This window comes from Streptomyces sp. NPDC001348 (genome assembly GCF_053597535.1).
Genome location: NZ_JBSFIK010000062.1, coordinates 1 through 17,871, shown reverse-complemented (window position 1 = coordinate 17,871; position 17,871 = coordinate 1). Strand labels below are relative to the sequence as shown.

The following is a 17,871-nucleotide window of genomic DNA, read 5'->3' as shown; positions in this document are numbered from 1 at the left end:
GAGGTGCTGATACCACCTCCAGGGTGCGTTCCAACGGGCCCGCGTTGCTCCTGGGCTGGGCCCCGGGCCTGGCCCAGATGGGCCCGATCGTGCTGCTGGTATCCGGCGGCGCCGGCCCGAGCGACCGGACGCAGCCGGCCGGCTGGGGCAGCGCGCTCGACCTGGCGCTCGGCGTGCTGCCGCTGTGGGTGGGGGTGCAGGAGTGGGGCGGTCTGCCGCGGAGCGACGAGGGAGCTGACGTCGCCGAAGTTGTTGAACGGGTGTCGCCGGGGCCGGGCACCTGTGCGCAGTGGCCCGCAGGCGCATTGGGCGAAGCCGCGGCTCGGCCCGATGGGGCGGGGTCGACGCTGTCGCCGTCGACGCCGAGTTCTCCCGGGGCAGTTGCCGCCTGAGCCACGACGGTCAGGTTGCCGACCTCGACAGATCGGACAGGTCGAGCACGAAGCGGTAGCGCACATCGTTGCGCCGCAATCGGTCGAGGGCTTCATTCACCTGCGCCGAAGGGAGGACTTCGACGTCGGCCGGGACGCCGTGCTCAGCGCAGAAGTCCAGCATGGCGGCGGTCGCGGGACGGCCGCCACTGCCGGCCGAGGCCAGCTTCTTGCGGCCCACGAGCAGGTCCATCGTGCGGACGGTAACGGGTCCCAGGTGACCCAGATGGCTGAGGGTTCCGTCCACGGCGACGAGCCCGAGGTACGGACCGATGTCGTGCGGTGCGGAGATGGTGTCGATCACGACGTCGAACCGGTCCCGGGCGGCGGCCATCTGCTCCGCGTCCGCGGACACGACGAGGTCCTCGGCGCCCAACCGGCTTGCGTCGGCGGTTCTTTCGTCGTCCGGCTGATGACCGTCGTCTCCGCGCCGAGCGCGACGGCGAACTTGACCGCGAGGTGCCCGAGGCCGCCGAGGCCGGCGACCGCGACTCGCATGCCCTTCCCCACTCCGAGACTGCGCAACGGCTCCCACACGGTGATCCCGGCACAGAGGAGGGGCGCCGCGGCCGCCGGATCGAGCCCGGCGGGCAGGCAGTGAGCGAACTGGTCGCGGAAGACGTACTCGCGGGCGTACCCGCCTGAGGTCGTCGAGCCGTCATGACGGTCGGTACCGCCGTAGGTCAGGGTGGGGAACTCGCGGCAGAAGTTCTCCTGACCGGCTTCACACATGACGCAGACACCGCACGAGTCGACGATGTTGCCGACGGCGACCGGGTCGCCGACGGTGAACCGCGTGACCTCGGAACCCACCCCGGTCACGACCCCCGTGAACTCGTGCCCCGGCACGAGCAGCCCATCGGCGTGAGCGTCGAGGGAATGGACATCGGTGTGGCAGACACCGCAGTAGTCGACCCGGACACCCGTTCGACGTGATGGCCGTGGTCATCGCCATGTCAATGGCGTGGTCACCTGTCAGCGACGTCTACGCGGCGACCGCGGACGAGCCCCGGCAACGGCACGACGAACGCCGCGCCCTGACTGCGAGACACCGTCCGGCGGGCGGTGATGACGGGCTGAGTCCGGCCGCGAGCGGTCAGCGGAGGAGGCGGAAGGCTCCGCGCACCCGCTCGACGAGGGACTCCGGCTTCTCCGGTGCGGCGAAGTGGCCACCTCGCGGCAGTTCCTCGAACCGGCCAGGCCGCACGCTGCCCCGACCCGCCGGTCCGAGTCGAACCGTAAAACCGGTTCCCACCGGAAGGGAAGGAGCCGGAGCCGCGGTCAGGAAACCGGTGGCTGTTCAGACCTGCTGCTCGAACTTCAAGGCTCCGTACCGGCGCCCTGCGATGTCCTCGTGGGTGCCGACGATCAGGGTCTGAGTGTAGACGTCGAGGTCGATCGACTGACCGTGTATCTGCGCGAGGAGGACGAGATCGCCCTCGTCCGGAGCTGACTGCCAAGGGCTGGAGAAACCGCCCAGTTGGACGGCGACTCCGTGTGCGGCGCCGCCCGCTGCCGCCTCCCGCGCGGCGTCCTCGAAATCGTCCAGGATGTCGTCCCGGTCCGCGCCACTGTCCAGGAACGCGCTGGTCGCCGGGGAGTCGCGCCAATCGGGTGAGACGGTCAGTCCCGGCACCGGATACAGGACATGCGGCTGGTAGACCCTGACCTGCTCCGGCTCCCCGTCGAGCTCATACGCCGCCGGGCGTTCCGTGGTCCGCACGCCGACGGGAACGTGGAGCACCACCGACGACTCCGGCTCGTACTCGATCTGGGTGAAGAACAACAGCCTCCCGTCGGAGGGCAGCTCGATGTCCAGGGTTTCACGGGGGAGCGCCGCGCAGTCGACGGTCAGCACCAGAGGTTTGCGCCCGTCGGGCCAGTCGACGCCGTCCGGCAGGGAGGGGAGGCCTCCCGTGCGTGCGGCAGGACGGGCCTCTTCCTGCTGGGCGAGCGTCAGGCCCTGGAAAGGGACCAGGTGGAGGCACGGTCGGGAGCCGGCGAGCAGCTCCTGTGCGACCGGCCCGGGAACGCCATGCCTCGCGGCGGTCCGGAGAACGAGCTCTTCCACGACAGAAGTAGTCATGCCGCGATCATGCCGGAACCCACTGACACCGACTGACCCCGAACTCCCGCCTCGCAAAGTGCAGTTGTCACGCACAAGGGCGGTGGCTTCGGCCGAACTGCTGCGGCGGTCGCGCTGCTCGAACGGCTCGGCCCGGTGGCGGGCGACCGCCGAAACGGGAACGCCGTAGGCCGTTCGCCCAGGCCGGCACCCGAACCGGCCGCGCATGCCCGCCACCGTGCGACCGGCTCGGACGCCCTGCTGAGCCGAGCCGTCGCGGAGGCCGTCGTCACGGATTTCTGCTTGGCCTGTAATAACTCGACCGGCACGCACATTTCTCGGTGACAGAGCCGATACGAGGAGACGGCGCGTGACCCAAGCCGAACGCTTCCGGGACGTCTACGAGGAGTGCTATCCGCGCGTACTCGCCTACGCCACGAGCCAGGTGGGACGACAGGTCGGTGAGGACATCACCAGCGAGACCTTCACCGTTGCCTGGCGGCGGATACGGGACGTTCCGCAGCCCGCGCTGCCCTGGCTCCTGGGAGTGGCCCGCAACCTGGTGCGGGAGCTGCGCCGCCGGGACAGCCGCCAGTACGCCCTCGCCGCACAGGAGGCACAGCGCATCAACAGCGGCGCCCTGACCGAGGCGCAGGACGTGGCCATGGGGGTGAGCGATCGCGAGGCAGCGCTCCAGGCCCTGGCGAGCCTGTCCCCCTCCGACCGGGAACTGCTGACCCTGATCGCCTGGCACGGACTTGCGCCCAAGCAGGCCGCACGTGTTCTGGGCTGCCCCGCCGCGACCTTGACCGTCCGGCTGCACCGGGCCCGTCGCCGTCTGGAACGGGCCCTGGAGGCCGTGTCCGTACCACCCGCACCGGCAGCGCGCCGCACCGACGGCCGCACTGACCGCGAAGGAGCACTCACGTGAGGAAGACCCACCCACGGTCCGCGCAGCGTCACGACGTCATGAGGACGCTGGCGGACGCCCGGCCCGCCGAGCTGGACCCGTCCCTGCTGGCGGGCTCCCGGCGGCAGCACGAGGACCTGTCGCGCATCATGGCCGCGGCGCAGGAGAGGTCCGCCGGACGCCCCCTGACGCGGCTGCTTCCCCGGCTCCTGCCGCTCGGAGCCGTCGCGGCCGCCGCGGCATCCGCGGTCGTCGCGGGCACTCTCGTCCAGCAGGACTCGCGCGGAACCACGAGTGCGCAGGCGGGCACACACCCGCCGTCCGCCACCGCGACGGCGCCGGCCGGCCGTATGGAACTGCTGGGGGTGGCGCGGGCGGCGGAGGCTGCGGCTGCCGAAGGAACGTACTGGCGGGTGACGACGCGGTCGCAGAACGTGGACGTCGTCGGCGAGCCGGGGCGGCGCTTCGCCGTGCGGAGCACCGCGACCTCGGAGTGGTCGGTGGGTGTGCGCCCGGGAACCCGGAGCCTGATGGTCAGCGGTCTGGACGCCGAGACCCGGCCCCGCACCGCGGCGGACGAGGAACGCTGGCGGGCAGCCGGTTCACCGCGACAAGTGGAGAGCCCGGCAGACACTGACGGCCGGATGAAGGTCGCGCTCAGGATCGGACCCGGGCGGCCCATGGTCATGCGCACGGACAGCGACGACAAGATCTACGCCATCGGCCCGGACAACGTCTCCTACCAGGATCTGCGGAAACTGCCCACCGACAGCGCACGGTTGCGCCGACACTTGGAGCGGCTGTACGAGCGGGAGGGCGACGCGGAGACCAGCGGCGCCCGTACGGCCTGGATGCTGCGCCAGGCGGGCAATCTCATCACCATGCCGGTGAAGCCCGGCACCCGGGCCGCCGCGTACCGCCTGCTCGCTGACCTGCCGGGCATCCGCGTCCAGAACTCCGCCACCGACCCGCTGGGACGCAGGGGCATCGCCATCACGCTCCCCGACGACGCGCAGACCCCGCTGGGGAGTGTCGAGCAGCGGCTGGTCGTGAACCGGTCCACCGGCGCTCTGCTCGCTGAACTCACCGTCATGGCCGAACCGTCGGCCACCGCGCGGCAGGCGGGGCTGGGCGCCGGCACGGTCGTGTCCTACTCGGCGACCACCCGGATGGAATGGGCGCAGCGGCAGATCACCGTTCCGGAGAACGCCCGGCACTGAACTTCCCTCCCCGCGGGCCCGGCACCGCCGGACCACCCGCCCCTCGCCGGAGGGCCATCCCCCTGGTCGCCTCGGCGGCCCGGGACGCGTGGGAGACCGGCGGGTCCGTCACGGGTACACACCTGCGAAAGGCACGACTTGATGACAACCCCTGTACGACGGTCCACCTCACGCGGCGCCCGCGTGGCCACCGCAGTCGCGGCCTGTGCCCTCGCCCTCGCCACACCGTGGGCCGCCCAGGCGCTGCCCGCGACGAAGGCCCCTGCGCCGACGCCCTGGAAGGTCGCGTTACCGCTCTCCCAGGCGCAGTCGGGTGACTTCTTCGACATCGACGCGAGGACCGGTACCGATGCCTGGGCGGTCGGCAGAACGGTGGACGACTCCCTCTCCACCAGCCCGCTGGTCAAGCACTGGGACGGCAGGCGGTGGAGCGATGTCCGGCCCGCGGCGACCGAAGGCAGACCCACGCAGTTCGACGCGGTGACCGCCTCGGGCCCCGACGACGCCTGGGCCGCCGGGACGTACACCGACGTGCAGATCGGCTCCGCGTCCGCGGTCCGGATGCCGGACCGCCTCGCGGCCCGGTTGCCCGGCTCCCCGGCGAGCCGGTTCCGCGGTGGCGCCGCCGCGCCTCCCGCGACCGCCGGCCCGATCGTGCTCCAGCACTGGGACGGCACCCGGTGGAATCGGGTACCGCGTCCGGCACCCGCCGAGGGCTGGCTCCGCTTCGTCGGCGATCTCACCTCGTTCGGCCGGGACTCCGTGTGGCTGACCACCGCGGACTGGAACCCGGTGACGAACGCGAACGCCGCGCAGCTCGAGCACTGGGACGGCCGCACCTGGCAGCGGACTGCTCTTCCTCCGGCACCGAACGGCGCCCCGGTACAGCCCTGGAGCATCACGGGAACCGGCCCCGACGACGTGTGGGTCACCGCCGAGGCCGACGCCGGCGGCACCGCGACGCCCCTGCTCTACCACTTCGACGGCAGGCGTTGGACGGTGGACACCATCCCCGTGCCCAGGAAGTACGACGTCGGCTGGGTGGCCAACCACATCGTGACGACGAAACGCGGAACGGTCCAGGTGTTCGGCAAGACCAACGACGGCGGGGTGCCCCGCGGACTGCTCGCCGCACAGTGGGACGGCCGCACCTGGCAGCCGATCTCCTTGCCCGACGTCGACGAGGTGAACGCCGCGGGCGTGGACGGCTCGGGAAAGGTGTGGATCGCGGGCTGGCCCGTGGGCAGCAGCCACACGGTGCTCTCCCGATGGGACGGCGCCTCCTGGACCGACGAGCAGCTGCCCGAGGACATCACGACCAGGGCGGGCAGTTCGATCCTCGGTATCGACGGTGTTCCCGGCACTCGCGGCGTACTGGCCGCGGGAGACACCGCCTGCGAGAACACGTCGTCGGGCGCGTGCGGTCTGGTGGTTTCGCGCGGGATCGGCTGACAGGCGGATCAGCCGGAAGGCGTGCCGGAACCCGGTCCTCGCTCCTCGCGCGATGACCGCCTGTGGCCCAATGGTGCTTCGACACTTCGCGCGCTGCAGGAGACAGATAGCGTGCTCACCTGGTGACAGGCAGTGTGCTTTGCGCGATCGAAACACCCGGGGGCCGGGCCGGTTGCTAAGCCTGGTTCGCTGCCTGCTTGACGGTCCTGATCACGGGTGCCGTTTCGATGTTCGTGATGGCGGGGAGTGCGGCGACCCGGGTGGTCAGGTAGCGGTACAGCTCCTGTTGGTTCGTGCAGACCACAGTCGCGTACAGGTTGGTAGGGCCGGTCGTGGCGGCGGCGAACGCGATCTCTGGATGCCCGGCCAGGGCCTGACCGACCTCCTCCAGGTGTGCGGGGGCGACGGAGAGCCAGAGCAGGGTTCGGGCGTGCACGCCGAACATGCGCCAGTCGACGTCGATGTCGAGATAGAGCAGTCCGTGTTCGCGCAGCTCCGTCATCCGGCGCCGGACCGTCGTCGGCGACCAGCCAGTCGCTGCGGCCAACTGCTCAAACCCGGCCCGGCCGTCGGTAGCGAGCAGGGCGAGGAGCTTGCGGTCACCGTCGTCGAACCGCACAGGTCCCCGTCGTCGCGGTACTGGGGGCGGGCGCAGCCGCTCGATCGCCTCGGTGTCCAACGACCCGAGCTTTCCGACCAGGTTGTCCGGACCGCCGTAGAAGGCATGCAGCAAGCAGTGCGCGGTCACGCCCTCCACGCGCGGGGTGCGGGGGAGTTTGGCCAGCAGCAGTGCCTCGCTGTCCGCCTCGCTCTCGGTACGGACCACGCAGGTGATCTCGGTGCCGCCGGAACTGAGGCTCACCCAGGACGTGTCGGGGCGTCTGGCCAGCGCCTCGGCGACCGGGAGCGACGCGGCGGGCGCACATCGCACCCGCAGGAACCACAGGGTGGCGCCGAGCGCGGTCGAGTCGACTCCGGCCAGCACTCGTACCGCCCCGGCCGACCGCAACCGGGCGTAGCGGCGGGCGATGGTGCGATCCGACACGCCGAGAACCTCGGCGATGGTGCTGAACGGGGCACGGCCGTCGATCTGCAGGGCGTGCACAAGCCGACGATCGAGCTCGTCGTAGTCGGATTCCACCGAGCTGAGGTTAGACAGTGCCAGATACCAACGCAATCGAGCCGGTCTCTGGCCCAGATGGCTCGGGCGACAGAGCGTTGCTTCTGTCCTGATCAACACAGACAGAGGAGAGTCCATGGACACCGATGTGCTCATCGTCGGCGCCGGCCCGACCGGAATGACGCTGGCCAACGAGCTGCTGCTGGCGGGGGTGTCGACCGTGCTGGTCGACAAGCTGTCGCAGCGCAGCGACCTGTCCAAGGCAGGCGGCGTGCAGTCGCGCACACTGGAGGCGTTCGACCAACGAGGGCTGCTGGAGCCCTTGCTGGCCACCGGAGATCACCCCGTCACCACCGGCCACTTCGCCGGTATCCCGCTCCCGCTCCACTCCAACAGGCACCGGCTGCCATGGCGGTCCGTGCCCCAGGTGGTGATCGAGGGATTCTTCGAGCAGCACCTCGACGCGCACGGCCTCCACGTCCGGCGGGACCACGAACTGGTCGGCCTCACCCAGGACGACAAGGAGGTCACCGCAACCTTCACCAGCGGCGAGACCCTCCGCTCCCGTTACCTCGTCGCCGCCGACGGAGCCCACAGCACCGTACGATCGCTGCTGCGGGCCGGGTTTCCCGGCCAGCCCGGCACCTTGACGATCATCGCGGCCGACGTGCGGCTGAGCGGCGTCGACCAGCCGCTGTCGCACACCTGGAGCGAGGACGGGCACTGGGCGGCACTGTTCCCGCTCGGCACCGATCCGCAGGGCAGGCAACTGCGACGACTGGTCCTCGGCGGGCCGGGCCAGTCACTGCCCAGGGAGGTCCCGGTCACCGAGGAGGAGATGCGCCACGGCCTGAGCACCGTGTTCGGATCGCGGGTGCAACTGCTCGAACTGCGTTACGCCCGCCGTATCACCAACGCGTCACGGCAGGTCGAGCAGTACAGGCACGGGCGGGTGTTCCTGGCGGGCGATGCCGCCCATGTCCACCTTCCGCTCGGCGCGCAGGGCATGAACACCGGGATACAGGACGCGCTCAACCTCGGTTGGAAACTCGGTGCCGCCGTGCATGGCTGGGCACCGGAGAACCTGCTCGACACGTATCACGCGGAACGGCATCCGGTCGGGGCCGCCGTGTTGCGCAACGTCCGGGCCCAGAGCCTGCTGATGGACTGGGCCGGCACCTGCGATCCTGACGTGCTGGCTGCCCGGGAGACATTCACGGCCATGGCCCAACTGCCGGAAGTACAGCACTATCTCGCCGAACTGATGTCCGGGATGTCCGTCCGCTACCCGATGCCGGGCAGCGAATCCCATGCGCTTGTCGGCCGACCCGCACCTGACCTGGACCTCGGCCCGGCCCGGGTGCACGAACTACTGCGGTCCGGGCACGGCATCCTGCTGGACCCGGCCGACACCTTCGCCAAGGTCGCCGCCCCCTGGTCCGACCGGGTGGACCGGGTGGGCCAGGGCGCCGACACAGAGCCGATGCTCATCCGGCCCGACGGCTACGTGTGCTGGGCCGGCGCGGATGACCTGGAACCGGCGCTCGACCGCTGGTTCGGCGAGCCCTTCTGAGCCGACGCACGGGAAACCGGCCGTCGTGGAGAGACTGGTGGACATCAGTGGGCGCCCATGGCGACAACTCTCGTGCTTCGCACGCGGCTTTCGGCGCGTTGCCACGCACATGAAGAAGGGTCCCCGGGGAGCGTCCCTTCCCGCGAACCTTGCGGTCAGCCCCGTACCGAGGCGCTGTGAGACGCCCCGCCAAAGCCGGGCACCGATCGCTGCGCGAACCATCGCTCGGTGACGAGGAGAGCGGGCTGTTCGGGTTCATCTGGCGGTCGCGGACGCGGCGCGCGATCCTGCTGTCCACCGTCACCGGTGTGTTCCTCACCGCGCCCAAGGCGCTCGCCGCACCACTGGTGTTCGAGCTGGGGCTCGGCGGCGGCTGGGCCGGGCTGTTCATGGCTTCGGAGGGTCTGTTCCCCGTGGTGGCGCCGGCGGTCTTCGCCAGGTACGTGACCGCGGATCGGTACGCGCGGATCTTCCCGGTGGCCTGCCTGGCGCCGTGCGTGCCGTTGCTGCTGGTCTTCAAGGTGGGCGACCCCCTTCTGATCATCCTGGCCTTCGGCTTCAGCGGAGCCATGTGGGCCGCGCTGACCGTGGTCGCGGCGTCCTCCTTCGTCGACCTGCTCCCCGGCGACCAGCGCGGCCGCGGCATGGGAATCGCCGGATCGATGAACGCGACGGCGCAGGGCGTGGGAGCGTTCCTGGCCGGGGTGGCCGCGGACCGGGTCGGCGCCGGCTGGTCCATCAGCCTCGGCCTGGCCGGCATCCTCTTCGGACTGCTTCCCGCGTTCCTGCGGGGTTGCGCGGTGGACGGTCAGGTGAACGAGGTCCAGGTCTTCACCACGCGGAGTCGCACCGACTTGTAGAGCGGGCGTCTGTCCCCGGTCGGCCTCGTCGACGAACACACGCCACGCCCTTTGACGCCCGCCTGTACGTCGCCGACCGGGGCTCTCGGTTTCTCCACGGTCCTGCCGCGGCAGGTGCGGAGAACGAACGCTGGACTGAAGCTGCCCGTGTCGGCGCGGTTGCCGGGAGGGGTCAGGACGGCGATGCCGACCCTGTCCGGGGTGGTGTGTCCGGCCAGGCAGCCATGGCCGCGTCGACCACTCGATCCAATGTCTCCCGCGTCGCCCCGTCGCATGCTTGCTGGTTCATCCCCTGGATGACCGCCGCGTAGAAGGCCGCCAGCCCGTCGGCGTCCGTATCGGCGGGGAGCAGTCCCGTATCGATGTCGATGCGGAGGCGGGCGGCGATCGAAGCCTTGGTCTCCTCACGCATCGCGCGCAGCTTGTTCTTCACGTCCTGCGAGCCGGGGGCGCAGTTGGTCGCCCCGGTGATGATGAAGCAGCCGGGCGGGTGGCTCGGGTCGGTGTAGTCGGCGGCGAGGTGTCGCAGAAACGCGGCGACGGCCGAGCGGGCGTCCAAGTCCTGCCGCAGCCTCGCTCCATAGGTGCGCGTGTACAGCTGGACGGCCTCGTCGAACAGTTGCCGCTTGTCGCCGAAGGCGGCGTACAGGCTCGGTGGGTTGATCCCCATCGCCCCGGTGAGTGAGGCGACGGACGTGGTCTCGTAACCGTGCGTCCAGAACTCGTGCAGGGCGGCGGCCAGGGCCTGGTCGCGGTCGAAGGCGCGTCGGCTCCGCTTGGGGGCGGCCTTGGCCGCCGGGTGTCCGCTGCTCATGAACGCAGTCTAACGCGGGTTGTAGCGAACGCTAAAGCTCTCTGTTATCGTCCCGGGTGCGGCAGCTTTAGTGACCGCTAAAGCTTGCTTGCCGGTCGGACCGCGCCGACCGCCGTCGTCACGAAAGGAACCCCGATGACCATGCCGATATCCGCCGCCTTCGCCCGTACGGTTCGCGGCACCGGGCCCGGCCTCCTCCTCGCCCACGGTGCGGGCGGCGGCATCGAGGCCAACTACGGGCCGATCATGGAGGGGCTTGCCGCACGGCACACCGTCGTCGGGGTCGACTACCCCGGCGCGGGCGCCACCCCGAAGGCCCAGAGTCCCCTGGAGGTCGACGAGTTGGCCGATCAGCTCGTCGCGGCGGCCGACGCCGAGGGGCTCGGGACTTTCGCGGTCAGCGGGTACTCACTCGGTGGGCCCGTCGCGATCCGCGTGGCCGCGCGTTACCCCGAACGGGTGAGCTCGCTCGTCCTGAGCGCGACCTTCGCGCACACCGACACCCGCACCGGCCTCGTGGCCTCCGTCTGGCACCAGCTCTTCGAATCCGGTCAGCACTCCGTCCTCGCCGAGTACCTGAGCCTGATGACGCTGAGCGCCGCGGCCTTGAACGCCCTTGCCCCCGCTCAGGTTCAGGCCGCCGCCGAACAGCTCGCTCTCGCCGTTCCCGCCGGCACCGGTGACCAGGTCGACCTGGTCCGAAGGGTCGACGTGCGCGGCGACCTCGTCGGCATCGCGGTACCGACACTCGTCGTCGTCACCACCGCCGACCCACTCGTTTCCCCGGCTCTGCAGAGGGAACTCGTCGCCGCCATCCCCGCCGCCGAGGTCGCCGAACTCCCGACCGGCCACCTGCCGTTCGTCGAGCGCCCTGAGGAGTGGCTCAAGCTCATCAGTGATTTCCTCGCGCGCAACTGAGAGCTCGACCAGGCGCAGGGTGTTTCCTCCCGGCAAGGGGAGAGGATCCCGGCCGCTGCAAGCGAGATGCGGTCGGCGAGACGGAAAGCGCAGATGCGCGTACGACGTAGGGACAGCGCTCAGGAACTCATGGCCCTCATGACGGACCTCCACTCACCGACCGTTGATCCACCGTCACGTCCCCGTCGACGCGCGGCGAAGTGGTCAGCCATACCCCCTCTGAGCAAAGCAAACGGGGGAAGATTTCTCCCCCCTCACATCGCTCGGCCGCCGTGCAAGGCCCCTTCCCTCGGGCGTCGATCCAGACCCTGACCGTGGAGCCGGCCTTCTTCTCGGTGGTCACCAGCGTCATTCCGTTGTGCGTGGCGCCATCGGAGGCCATCCAGCGGACCCTGGCAGAGGCCACCCTGCCCATCACCGTCGCGGCACGCGGGACATCATGTCCGTACGGGTGCTGAGACTTCATCCCTGTGTGGTGTGCGGGCGGCTCGCCCAGGTCTTGTCAGCCCGTCGCAGCGGTGAGAATCCCGCCGGGCACGGCAGTCAGGGCTTCGGGCAGGCGGTCGTAGATCTCGAACACGCCAACCAGCCCCGCACCGCTCAGTACACGAAGGAACTGGTGGCTGTCAGTGACGAGACGCAGCCGACCGTGCCGTTCCATGACCCTGTTCCGCGCGTGGCACAGCACCCTCAGTCCGGCGCAGTCGATGAAGGACACGGCGCGAAGGTCCATTACGAGGTCGGGGAGGGCGGCGGCCGTGAGATCGTCCAGGCGCGCCCCGAGGGACGGTGCCGTGAGGATGTCGATCTCACCGCTCAGTTCCACGACGGTCGTCCCGCCGACGACACGTTCGGTGTGGCGGGGTGCGGATGTGATGAGGGTTGCGACCATGGTCATGAGGAAACCCGGGCCGATGGGCGTGCCGGAAGGGCCGTCCGGCCCCCCTTCGCCGCCGCGTTTCCTCGGGCCTCTCTCCGGCCGGGGTGGGACCCGTAGCCCTCTCCCCGCGGGCTGCCGGCGGCTCAGCATGGAGTGTGATCCCGCCACCGGGCGAAAGACGGGCTGACTCATGTACTCGAACGATGGTTTCCGCGAACTCGGTCGTCATGAGTGCCTGCGCCTGCTGGCGACGGCTCCCATCGGCCGTGTCGTCTACACGCGCCAGGCGCTGCCCGCGGTCGTGCCGGTCAACTTCGGCCTGGACGCCGACGGAGCGGTGCTGCTGCGCACCCCGGCCACCTCCGAGCTGGCCCGCGCAGTCGACGGCGCGGTCGTCGCCTTCGAGGCAGACTCGGCCGACATGGACGCGCACTCCGGCTGGAGCGTCGTCGTCACCGGCCGGGCCGAGATGGTGACGGAACCGGCCGAGGCGGCACGCCTGGAGCGGATCGGTCCGCGCTCCTGGGCTCCCTCGCCCGAGGAGGTCTTCGTGCGCATCGAGCCTGCACTGGTCACCGGGCGCGAACTCGCCGGGGGCCGCACGATGTACGGCCTGCGCCTCTCCGCCTGACCGCTGGACGTCCAGACCGCGACCTGGCCCGAAAGGCCCAACGATGCAGGGCCGGACGGCACGGCGACGGGTTCCCGCAGGCCCTGTCCCAGTCCGGGGTGCGCGAGGAGCATCGTCAGTGGAGCCGCACACGGAAGGTGTCCGTGTGCGGTGTCGCGAACGATGCGGAGGCAGTGATGACCGTGGCAACCCGTCCCGACGTGGACGCTCCCGCCGATGCCTGGCGTGGCTTCGCCGGCAGGGGCTGGCGCGAGGGGATCGACGTACGCGACTTCATCCAGGCCAACTACACGCCTTACGAGGGCGGCCCGGAGTTCCTGGCCGGCCCGACCGAACGCACGCTCGCCGTCTGGCACAAGGTCAGCGCCCTGTTCCCCGAGGAGCGGCGCAAGGGCATCCTCGACGTGGACACCGCCACTCCGTCGACCATCACCTCGCACGCCCCCGGCTACATCGACCGGGACCGCGAGCTGATCGTCGGTCTGCAGACCGACGCCCCGCTGAGGCGCGCGATCATGCCGAACGGCGGTCTCAGGATGGTCGAGAACGGACTGAGGGCGTACGGCTATGAGCCCGACCCGTTCGTGACCAAGGTCTTCGGCACTTACCGCAAGACCCACAACGACGGCGTCTTCGACGCCTACACCCCGGAGATGCGCGCCGCCCGCAAGGCAGGCGTCATCACCGGACTGCCGGACGCCTACGGACGCGGCCGGATCATCGGTGACTACCGGCGCGTGGCCCTCTACGGCACGGACCGTCTGATCGAGGCCAAGAAGGCCGAGCGGGCCATGCTCGACGCCTGTGCGTCCTCCACCGAGGTCATCCGTGACCGGGAGGAACTCGCCGAGCAGGTGAGGGCGTTGGACGAGCTGACGCGGATGGCGGCATTGTACGGCTGTGACGTCTCCCGCCCCGCCGGCACTGCCCGGGAGGCCGTGCAGTGGCTCTACCTCGGCTATCTGGCTGCGGTGAAGGAGCAGAACGGCGCTGCCATGTCGCTCGGCCGCACCTCCACCTTCCTCGACGTCTACCTCCAGCGGGACCTGGCGGACGGAACCATCGACGAGACCCGGGCACAGGAGCTGATCGACGACTTCGTGATCAAGCTGCGGATCGTGCGCTTCCTGCGCACACCCGAGTACGACGCCCTGTTCTCCGGCGACCCGACCTGGGTGACGGAGTCCATCGGCGGTATGGGCGCCGACGGCCGGACCCTGGTCACCCGGACGTCCTTCCGATTCCTGCAGACCCTCTACAACCTCGGTCCCGCCCCCGAACCCAACCTGACCGTGCTCTGGTCGCCCCGGCTGCCCGACGGCTTCAAGGAGTTCTGCGCCCAGGTCTCCATCGACACCAGCGCCGTCCAGTACGAGTCCGACGACCTGATGTGCCCCCGGACCGGGGACGACACCGCCATCGCCTGCTGCGTCTCCGCCATGGCGGTCGGCAGGCAGATGCAGTTCTTCGGCGCACGGGTCAACCTCGCAAAGGCGTTGCTCTACGCGGTCAACGGTGGCCGTGACGAGATGACCGGTGAACAGGTCGCCCCCGCCACGCCCCCGTTGACCGGTGAGTACCTCGACTACGAGGAACTCAGCGCGGCCTTCGACCACGTCCTGGACTGGCTGGCCCGGACGTACGTCAACGCGCTCAACGTCATCCACTACATGCACGACAAGTACGCCTACGAACGCCTGGAGATGGCGCTGCACGACTACCCGGTGCACCGGTTCATGGCCTGCGGGATCGCCGGTCTCTCGGTGGCCGCGGACAGCCTGTCCGCCGTCAAGTACGCTCGGGTGAAGGTGTTCCGGGACGCCACCGGACTCGCTGTCGACTTCCGCACCGAGGGCGACTTCCCGGCGTACGGCAACAACGACGACCGCGCCGACGGCATCGCCGTCGACCTGGTGGAGTCCTTCATGGCGAAGGTGCGCCAATACCCCACCTACCGTGGCGCCGAGCACACCCAGTCGGTCCTCACCATCACCTCGAACGTGGTCTACGGCAAGCACACCGGCAACACCCCCGACGGGCGTCGTGCCGGACAGCCCTTCGCGCCCGGCGCCAACCCGATGAACGGCCGGGACCGGCACGGAGTCGTCGCATCGGCCCTGTCGGTAGCGAAGCTGCCGTACGAGGAGGCCCGCGACGGCATCTCCCTGACCACGACCATCACGCCCGAGGGACTGGGCCACAATCCCACGGAGCGGGCCGGCAACCTGGTCGGCATCCTCGACGGGTACATGACCTTCGGCGGCTTCCACATGAACGTCAACGTGCTGAACAGGGCGACGCTCGAGGACGCCATGGAACACCCCGAGAAGTACCCGGAGCTGACCATCCGGGTCTCCGGCTATGCGGTCAACTTCGTCCGCCTCACGCGTGAACAGCAACTCGACGTGATCAGCCGCACCTTCCACGGGGCGCTGTGAACGTCACGACGGCGGCCGTGGCGACCGGCCGGGTGCACTCCTGGGACCTGTCCACCGGCGTGGACGGTCCCGGGACCCGGTTCGTCCTGTTCCTCAGCGGCTGCCCGCTGCGCTGCCTGTACTGCGCCAACCCCGACACCTGGCACATGCGCGACGGGCGGGAGGCCTCGGTCGACGAGGTCATGGCGGAGATCGGCAAGTACCGGGGTTTCCTGACCGCGGCCGGGGGAGGGGTGACCATCACTGGCGGGGAGCCGCTGCTCCAGTCGGCGTTCACCGGCTCCGTCCTGCACCGCTGTAAGGAGGCCGGACTGCACACGGCGCTGGACACCTCCGGCTTCCTGGGCGCGCGCGCCTCCGACGAACTCCTCACCGACACCGACCTGGTGCTGCTGGACGTCAAGGCGTTCGACGCCACCACCTACCGCAAGCTCACCGGCGCCCGGCTGGCGCCCACCCTCAGCTTCGCCACCCGCCTGGACCGGCTGGGCGTCCCCGTGCACGTCCGCTACGTCCTCGTCCCCGGCTGGACCGACGACCCGTCCGCCGTCGACGGCCTCGGCGCCTACCTGGCCGGGCTGAGCAACGTCGACCGGGTGGACGTCCTGCCCTTCCACAAACTCGGCGCCCACAAGTACGACGCCCTCGGCATCGACTTCCCGCTGCGCGCCACACCCGTTCCGTCTCCGGACCTGACGGAGCGCGTGCGCGAGCAGTTCCGGGAGCACGGGCTGCGGGCGTTGTGAACCGGCCGATCTCCGCCGCACGTTCACCCCAGAGTGGGCCACCCGGCCTCCACAGAGGGACCTGAGACCTCTCCCTTCCCAAGTGCCCGGCCTCGACACTGGATTCGTGACTTCGAAGGAGGCCGAGATGCCCCGCACCATCACCGCAGGTCTGGACGGATCCCCGGAAAGCCTGACCGCCGCCGACTGGGCAGCCAGGGAGGCCCTGCGCCGCGATGCACCGCTGCGCCTGGTCCACGCCCTCGGACGGCAGTCGTACGTGTCTCTGGGCGAGATACCCCAGCCGTCCGTGAGCCCGGACGAGCGGATTCGCTGGGCGGACCGCATGCTTCGGGAGGCCGAGGCGACGATCGCGGGGCGCCACCCGGGCCTGCAGATCTCCACCGACCGGCTCACCGACGAGCCCGTGCCCGCCCTGCTCGGCGCGGCCGGGACGGCCGACCTGTTGGTACTGGGCTCTCGCGGCCTGGGCAGCGTGGCCGGATTCCTTGTCGGGTCCGTCGCCGCCGCGGTCGTGGCCGGCAGCCGACGGCCTGTCGTCCTCGTTCGGGGCGGCCTGCGCCCCGAGGACGAGCACCAGCCTGGTGCGACCGGATCCGGGGCCGCACCGTTCCGCGACGTCGTCCTGGGCCTCAACTCTTCGGCTCCGAACGATGCCGTGATCGCATTCGCCTTCGAAGCGGCCTCGCAGCGTGCCGCGAGGCTGCGCGTCGTCCACGGCCGGAGCCCGGAACTGCCCTACTACGACAATGGCGGCGACCTCAACGCCGAACTGCACGACGAACTCACCGGGGAGATGCACCGTTGCCTGACCGAGGCGCTGGAGCCCTGGCGGGACAAGTTCCCCGGTGTCGAGGTGACGGAACAGGCCGTGGTCGGCAAGGCCGGCTCGCACCTCGTGGAGGCCTCGCGCGACGCGTCCTTGGTCGTGGTCGGCCGCCGCCGACGCCGGACGGCGATCGGCGTGGTCATCGCCCCGGTCACCCACGCGGTGCTGCACCACGCCACCGCACCGGTCGCGGTGGTCCCGCACGACTGACGGGCGACCCGGCGAAACGGGGCCGGCAACCGCTGAACGCGGCGTGGGAACCTGAGGGTTCTCACGCCGCACCGCTGTGCAGCCGGATCGCGTTCAGGCGTCGTCGGCGATGAGCCGGACGCCGGTTATCAGGTCCGGGCGGATGCGCACCGCGTAATCCATGGTCCGGTGCACCCACGGGTTGAGCAGTGCCTGGTAGCGGGCCAGCTCATCCGGGTCGGTCACCAGGCGCGCGTAACCGGTGACCACCACGCTCCAGCCGAGGTGCGTGCCGGGGTCGATGGCGTCGGTCTCGTAGGCCACCACGACGCCTTGGCCGTCGGCCTGCCCGGCGCGCGCGGTGAGGGCCGCGCCCTCGTGGGTGCGGATGACGATATCGCCGTTGTCCAGGACGTGGTTGACCGGGCGGACGGTCGGCAGCGCGTGGCGGGTGAAGACGATCCTGCCGAGGGACACGCTGCCGAGCAGCCGCAGGGCTTCGTCACTGTCCAGCTCGATGCTCCGGCGCGGCCCGGCAGGCAGGTCCTGAGCGGTGTCGGTGGTCATGGCGGGCTTCCGTACGGTGACGTGGTGGTTGCCCGGCCGTGGCACCCGGCTGGGAGCCACGGCCAGGCTCATCAGGTCATTGGAACGGCACCGGAGCTCTTCACGCCAGGGCCGTTCGGCCCTTGTCCGGGTTCGGTCGGCCCTGCGTGCCCCAGGAGTAGGCCGTGCGCATGATCTCCTGCATGTCGTCGAGCATCGGCATGCGCGGGTTCGCCGGTGCGCACTGGT

At 70.3% G+C, this 17,871-nt stretch carries 16 protein-coding genes and 2 pseudogenes; 12 read left to right on the top strand and 6 right to left on the bottom strand.

The features are described from left to right. The first annotated feature begins 23 nt into the window (after positions 1-23). Complete coding sequence (locus ACWC21_RS38840) at positions 24-392, top strand: hypothetical protein (protein ID WP_450889162.1); 369 nt, start codon at positions 24-26, stop codon at positions 390-392. A gap of 10 nt (positions 393-402) precedes the next feature. Here ACWC21_RS38840 and ACWC21_RS38835 read toward each other — a convergent pair. Further along, positions 403-1,352: pseudogene (locus ACWC21_RS38835) on the bottom strand (NAD(P)-dependent alcohol dehydrogenase); the annotation flags it as partial. On the opposite strand from ACWC21_RS38835, the pseudogene ACWC21_RS38830 reads away from it, so the two are divergent. Beyond that, a pseudogene (locus ACWC21_RS38830) lies at positions 1,343-1,511 on the top strand (TetR/AcrR family transcriptional regulator); the annotation flags it as partial. The pseudogenes ACWC21_RS38835 and ACWC21_RS38830 overlap by 10 nt on opposite strands. 220 nt (positions 1,512-1,731) lie before the next feature. Here the strand turns inward: ACWC21_RS38830 and ACWC21_RS38825 are convergent. After that, positions 1,732-2,517 carry a DUF1963 domain-containing protein gene (locus ACWC21_RS38825; RefSeq protein WP_450889160.1) on the bottom strand — a complete coding sequence of 262 codons (786 nt, stop codon included), beginning with the start codon at positions 2,515-2,517 and terminating at the stop codon, positions 1,732-1,734. Positions 2,518-2,866: 349 nt separating this feature from the next. Here ACWC21_RS38825 and ACWC21_RS38820 point away from each other — a divergent pair, with 349 nt between their 5' ends. From ACWC21_RS38820 to ACWC21_RS38810, 3 genes are all read left to right on the top strand, one after another. Continuing rightward, positions 2,867-3,427 (top strand): RNA polymerase sigma factor, encoded by a 561-nt coding sequence (locus tag ACWC21_RS38820; RefSeq protein WP_450889158.1) that lies wholly within the window; start codon positions 2,867-2,869, stop codon positions 3,425-3,427. Continuing rightward, on the top strand, positions 3,424-4,626 hold the full coding sequence (locus tag ACWC21_RS38815; protein ID WP_450889156.1) for a CU044_5270 family protein: 1,203 nt from the start codon (positions 3,424-3,426) through the stop codon (positions 4,624-4,626). The genes ACWC21_RS38820 and ACWC21_RS38815 overlap by 4 nt, the downstream gene beginning before the upstream one ends. Before the next feature lie 183 nt (positions 4,627-4,809). Continuing rightward, positions 4,810-6,078: a hypothetical protein gene (locus ACWC21_RS38810; RefSeq protein ID WP_450889154.1), complete on the top strand. Its 1,269-nt coding sequence runs from the start codon at positions 4,810-4,812 to the stop codon at positions 6,076-6,078. A 175-nt stretch (positions 6,079-6,253) separates the two neighbouring features. Here the strand turns inward: ACWC21_RS38810 and ACWC21_RS38805 are convergent, their stop codons facing one another. Then, positions 6,254-7,219, bottom strand: a complete 966-nt coding sequence (locus ACWC21_RS38805) for an Lrp/AsnC family transcriptional regulator (RefSeq protein WP_450889152.1) — start codon at positions 7,217-7,219, stop codon at positions 6,254-6,256. Between the two features lie 115 nt (positions 7,220-7,334). Between ACWC21_RS38805 and ACWC21_RS38800 the strand changes: the two genes are divergently transcribed. Next, the gene (locus ACWC21_RS38800) at positions 7,335-8,771 is read left to right on the top strand and encodes an FAD-dependent monooxygenase (RefSeq protein ID WP_450889150.1); all 1,437 of its coding nucleotides are present in this window, start codon (positions 7,335-7,337) and stop codon (positions 8,769-8,771) included. 176 nt (positions 8,772-8,947) lie between these two features. Then, on the top strand, positions 8,948-9,631 hold the full coding sequence (locus ACWC21_RS38795) for an MFS transporter (RefSeq protein WP_450889148.1): 684 nt from the start codon (positions 8,948-8,950) through the stop codon (positions 9,629-9,631). A gap of 172 nt (positions 9,632-9,803) precedes the next feature. Here ACWC21_RS38795 and ACWC21_RS38790 read toward each other — a convergent pair whose 3' ends face one another. Further along, positions 9,804-10,445, bottom strand: coding sequence for a TetR/AcrR family transcriptional regulator (locus ACWC21_RS38790; protein ID WP_450889146.1), 642 nt, complete (start codon positions 10,443-10,445; stop codon positions 9,804-9,806). A 135-nt stretch (positions 10,446-10,580) separates the two neighbouring features. Between ACWC21_RS38790 and ACWC21_RS38785 the strand changes: the two genes are divergently transcribed. Continuing rightward, positions 10,581-11,363 (top strand): alpha/beta fold hydrolase, encoded by a 783-nt coding sequence (locus ACWC21_RS38785; protein WP_450889144.1) that lies wholly within the window; start codon positions 10,581-10,583, stop codon positions 11,361-11,363. Positions 11,364-11,865: 502 nt separating this feature from the next. Here ACWC21_RS38785 and ACWC21_RS38780 read toward each other — a convergent pair. Beyond that, the gene (locus ACWC21_RS38780) at positions 11,866-12,261 is read right to left on the bottom strand and encodes an STAS domain-containing protein (RefSeq protein ID WP_450889142.1); all 396 of its coding nucleotides are present in this window, start codon (positions 12,259-12,261) and stop codon (positions 11,866-11,868) included. A 172-nt stretch (positions 12,262-12,433) separates the two neighbouring features. Between ACWC21_RS38780 and ACWC21_RS38775 the strand changes: the two genes are divergently transcribed. From ACWC21_RS38775 to ACWC21_RS38760, 4 genes are all read left to right on the top strand, one after another. Continuing rightward, complete coding sequence (locus ACWC21_RS38775; protein WP_450889140.1) at positions 12,434-12,874, top strand: pyridoxamine 5'-phosphate oxidase family protein; 441 nt, start codon at positions 12,434-12,436, stop codon at positions 12,872-12,874. A gap of 176 nt (positions 12,875-13,050) precedes the next feature. After that, positions 13,051-15,312 (top strand): formate C-acetyltransferase, encoded by a 2,262-nt coding sequence (gene pflB, locus ACWC21_RS38770; protein ID WP_450889138.1) that lies wholly within the window; start codon positions 13,051-13,053, stop codon positions 15,310-15,312. After that, a complete protein-coding gene (gene pflA, locus ACWC21_RS38765; RefSeq protein WP_450889136.1) occupies positions 15,309-16,058 on the top strand; it encodes a pyruvate formate-lyase-activating protein in 750 nt (249 codons plus the stop codon). The genes pflB and pflA overlap by 4 nt, the downstream gene beginning before the upstream one ends. Positions 16,059-16,185: 127 nt before the next feature. After that, positions 16,186-17,097 carry a universal stress protein gene (locus tag ACWC21_RS38760; protein ID WP_450889207.1) on the top strand — a complete coding sequence of 304 codons (912 nt, stop codon included), beginning with the start codon at positions 16,186-16,188 and terminating at the stop codon, positions 17,095-17,097. Positions 17,098-17,190: 93 nt separating this feature from the next. Here ACWC21_RS38760 and ACWC21_RS38755 read toward each other — a convergent pair whose 3' ends face one another. Continuing rightward, positions 17,191-17,643: a pyridoxamine 5'-phosphate oxidase family protein gene (locus ACWC21_RS38755; protein ID WP_450889205.1), complete on the bottom strand. Its 453-nt coding sequence runs from the start codon at positions 17,641-17,643 to the stop codon at positions 17,191-17,193. Positions 17,644-17,871: the final 228 nt, after the last annotated feature.

Coding starts and splice junctions, on each gene's coding strand:
- ACWC21_RS38800 (WP_450889150.1), top strand. CDS start 7,335: ATGGACACCGATGTGCTCATCGTCGGCGCCGGCCCGACCGGAATGACG.
- ACWC21_RS38790 (WP_450889146.1), bottom strand. CDS start 10,445: ATGAGCAGCGGACACCCGGCGGCCAAGGCCGCCCCCAAGCGGAGCCGA.
- ACWC21_RS38780 (WP_450889142.1), bottom strand. CDS start 12,261: ATGACCATGGTCGCAACCCTCATCACATCCGCACCCCGCCACACCGAA.
- ACWC21_RS38760 (WP_450889207.1), top strand. CDS start 16,186: ATGCCCCGCACCATCACCGCAGGTCTGGACGGATCCCCGGAAAGCCTG.
- pflB (WP_450889138.1), top strand. CDS start 13,051: ATGACCGTGGCAACCCGTCCCGACGTGGACGCTCCCGCCGATGCCTGG.
- ACWC21_RS38785 (WP_450889144.1), top strand. CDS start 10,581: ATGACCATGCCGATATCCGCCGCCTTCGCCCGTACGGTTCGCGGCACC.
- ACWC21_RS38825 (WP_450889160.1), bottom strand. CDS start 2,517: ATGACTACTTCTGTCGTGGAAGAGCTCGTTCTCCGGACCGCCGCGAGG.
- ACWC21_RS38775 (WP_450889140.1), top strand. CDS start 12,434: ATGTACTCGAACGATGGTTTCCGCGAACTCGGTCGTCATGAGTGCCTG.
- ACWC21_RS38755 (WP_450889205.1), bottom strand. CDS start 17,643: ATGACCACCGACACCGCTCAGGACCTGCCTGCCGGGCCGCGCCGGAGC.